Genomic DNA, 2,896 nt, shown 5'->3' with positions numbered 1-2,896 from the left:
TGAAATAAATTTGCCCCAATCAAACCGACTCGATGAACTGCTCGATGTCCGATTCTTACGAACCAAATTTGAGCATCTGGTAATTGGGCTAAAAGTTGATCGGAAGCTGTGAGGCTGTCTTTTGCCACTCCAAAAGCCCCTTTTTCGATATCTATGGCTACAATCTTCCCATGATTGCCTTCCTCGACTTGGGGGCGCACATGAGATTGATAAATCTCATTACCACGTCGAGCGAATTCTTCTTTGCTGTAGCGGAGTTGATTAACTGTCGTTGGCCTGACCCTGTTGCAACTTTTGCCCCTCTATTTTAACCTAAACATTGGGGAGCTTCGCTAACATTCCCCAACTGGGCCCACCAGAGCGGCATCGCACTTAAACCCACAGTTTCAATCAATCTGCATGGTGCGTTCCCCAAAATCGATCGCTGGAGCAGTAAGAGCCACATTAGGGAACACACCCTACAAGATCAGCGGCGATCGCACTACCCCCAAGACATCAAATCTTCTACTGTCAGAGAAGACTTGCTTAGTGAAGCAGATATTGTAAGATTCAACTCAGAGGGGCAAGGAAGATTGTCGGCATAAACTGCTCCGACAATATTATCGCAATTTTCAGTTTTCTTGCCGATATAGAAGACATCAGAGAATATTCTCCTGCCTGGCTGTAGATCTCCACAATCAATCTCAATAGTTAGTTGGTCAGTAGTTTGATTGATGCACACATTGCCTGGTGTCTTAGTAAATCTCATTCTATTTAGATTTAGTTCTGGTCCGAGAGATTGCTTTTTGGGCATTTGAGGAAGATTTTCCTTTTGGAGCATTTCTATCTGCATTAAAGAGTTAACTGAGAACTCGACTCTGACATTGCGCGCAGCGACACGCCCAACATTTGAGATAGATAGTCGAACTGGGCGAAATAACTTACATACATAGATATAGTGAGCTAACTCACGGTAATATTGATGATTTGTTCTATACGCTGATATTGAATCAAGTATATAGGAATTTCTGGGCAAATCAGGCAAAGATGGGGGCAAGTTGCATAATTCAGCTTCAATTGATAAGTGTGAGCCAATCAGTTCCTTAGTATCTGGGTTGGAAAATACAACCGCAAGATTAGCGTCAATATCTTCAGGTTCCACCCTCATTTGTGCAATTTCATCTAAAGTAGCCGGTTTTTGTGGATCGGTTGAACTTCCTCTCCTCACATAAACCTTATCTTTATCCAGCTTTCCATATTTCTTCTTAAGATATATTGGTCTTGTTTGCTGTTCAATTCGGATAACACCTACTTGCTTGCCCTCAATAGTTGCGGCCTCGTAATGAAAGCGAACTGGCTGATTAGTGAGACTGTTAATAAATTGTTGAAGTGTGTGATCATCAAGATGATTTTGTATTCCTATTACTTCACTTTTTCCGCCCCGTACTTCCTCTACTCCAATCAAGATATAGGCATCGGATCTTCGCCATGCGTTTGCGAATCCTAAAATATCCTTGACAAGTTCAGACTTCTCTTCCTCACTTGCCTTGGAGAATGGATATTGTTCTTTTTTGAAATCAAGCGTTGGACTTTCTTCTTCGTAAAGTAGGCTTTCAAGTAACTGAGTTTTCATTTAATTTGCTTTTTATGTATTAGTAACTGTACTAAGTCACAGGGGGAACTCGTAGCTTAGAAGTGTACGTCGGACTAGATGCTATACGGAAACTTTCCACATATCACGCCAAATACGCATTTTTTCAGGAATCTTTCCGTATATTACTCTCCTGTATAGCGATCGCAAGAACTCTTCCTATAACATTACAATAAGCGTGTTATGCCGAATTATTATAGGCGTTCTCAGATGTTTTGAAAATCCCACAGGGTGGCCGATACAAAATTAAGTTATACTTCATCTTTATGAGAAAGGCTGCCATACCGGAATCTAATTTTGGGGGGATTGACTACCATATTTAACTTCATTTGTCAAGAAATTCGCTCATTTTTAGGTGCGATCGCTTTTTACACGATTATTCCGGTTCCGATTGCCTGGCCTGATTTCGGCAGAATTGCCCGATGGATTCCTTTAGTAGGCTTATTTTTGGGTTTAATTCTGGTTTTACTCGATATAACTCTAGCCGGTCTGGGAATGCCCCCCTTAACTCGTGCGGTTGTCCTTGTCGGGGTTTGGGTTTATCTAACGGGAGGACTACACCTTGATGGAGTTAGTGACACGGCCGATGGTTTAGCTGTCACCGACCCCCAGCGTCGTTTAGCGGTCATGGCCGATAGTGTTACCGGGGCCTTTGGAGTCATGGCCGTGACTATGGTTTTGCTGCTAAAAATCGCCGCTTTGACTGATTTAAGCGATAATCGAGCCTTAGCTCTAATTTTAGCCCCAATTTGGGGACGTTGGGGGCAAGTAATGGCGATCGCTCTTTATCCCTACCTCAAACCCACCGGCAAGGGAGCCTTTCATAAAGTGGCTTTTTGTCTGCCCTGGGACTGTGGGGGGGGAATTTGGGGGTTAATCGCCCTATTTGGCGGTCTAAGGTGGGGAATAATCGCCATTAGTGCCGGAATCGCCCTCGCTCTGCTTACTGGTTACTGGTTATATCGTCGTCTTCGGGGTCACACCGGCGATACCTACGGTGCGGTGGTAGAGTGGACAGAGGCTCTATTCTTGGTGTTTTTGGCAATAATTAGGGCTGGCTGAATAAATCTAAAAACCTTGTTGGATAAGGTTTTTAGACTTTTTTACCCTCAAAAAATGCCGACCATTGGAGTGATTGGGGGGAAAATTCAGGGACTTTTTCCCTGAAAATTAGGTAATTGACCACCTGAAAATGGGTAAAACCCCACACCCCACACCCCAACCCCCAACCCCCAACCCCCAACCCCCAACCCCCAACCCCCAACC

3 protein-coding genes are annotated in these 2,896 nt (G+C 44.0%); 1 reads left to right on the top strand and 2 read right to left on the bottom strand.

What is annotated here, in order from left to right:
* Both IM319_RS15735 and IM319_RS15730 read right to left on the bottom strand, forming a co-directional pair.
* A partial coding sequence (locus tag IM319_RS15735; protein WP_287736211.1) for a hypothetical protein occupies positions 1-215 on the bottom strand: 215 nt, incomplete at its 3' end.
* Between the two features lie 266 nt (positions 216-481).
* Positions 482-1,612, bottom strand: a complete 1,131-nt coding sequence (locus IM319_RS15730; RefSeq protein WP_002757944.1) for an AlbA family DNA-binding domain-containing protein — start codon at positions 1,610-1,612, stop codon at positions 482-484.
* A gap of 315 nt (positions 1,613-1,927) precedes the next feature.
* Here IM319_RS15730 and cobS point away from each other — a divergent pair, with 315 nt between their 5' ends.
* Complete coding sequence (cobS, locus tag IM319_RS15725) at positions 1,928-2,692, top strand: adenosylcobinamide-GDP ribazoletransferase (RefSeq protein WP_287736208.1); 765 nt, start codon at positions 1,928-1,930, stop codon at positions 2,690-2,692.
* The last annotated feature ends 204 nt before the right edge of the window (positions 2,693-2,896 follow it).

It is taken from the genome of Microcystis sp. M113S1 (genome assembly GCF_020246945.1).
Lineage (GTDB): Bacteria > Cyanobacteriota > Cyanobacteriia > Cyanobacteriales > Microcystaceae > Microcystis.
Note: the sequence above shows the minus strand (reverse complement) of the source record. Positions and strands in the feature narration are given on the sequence as shown.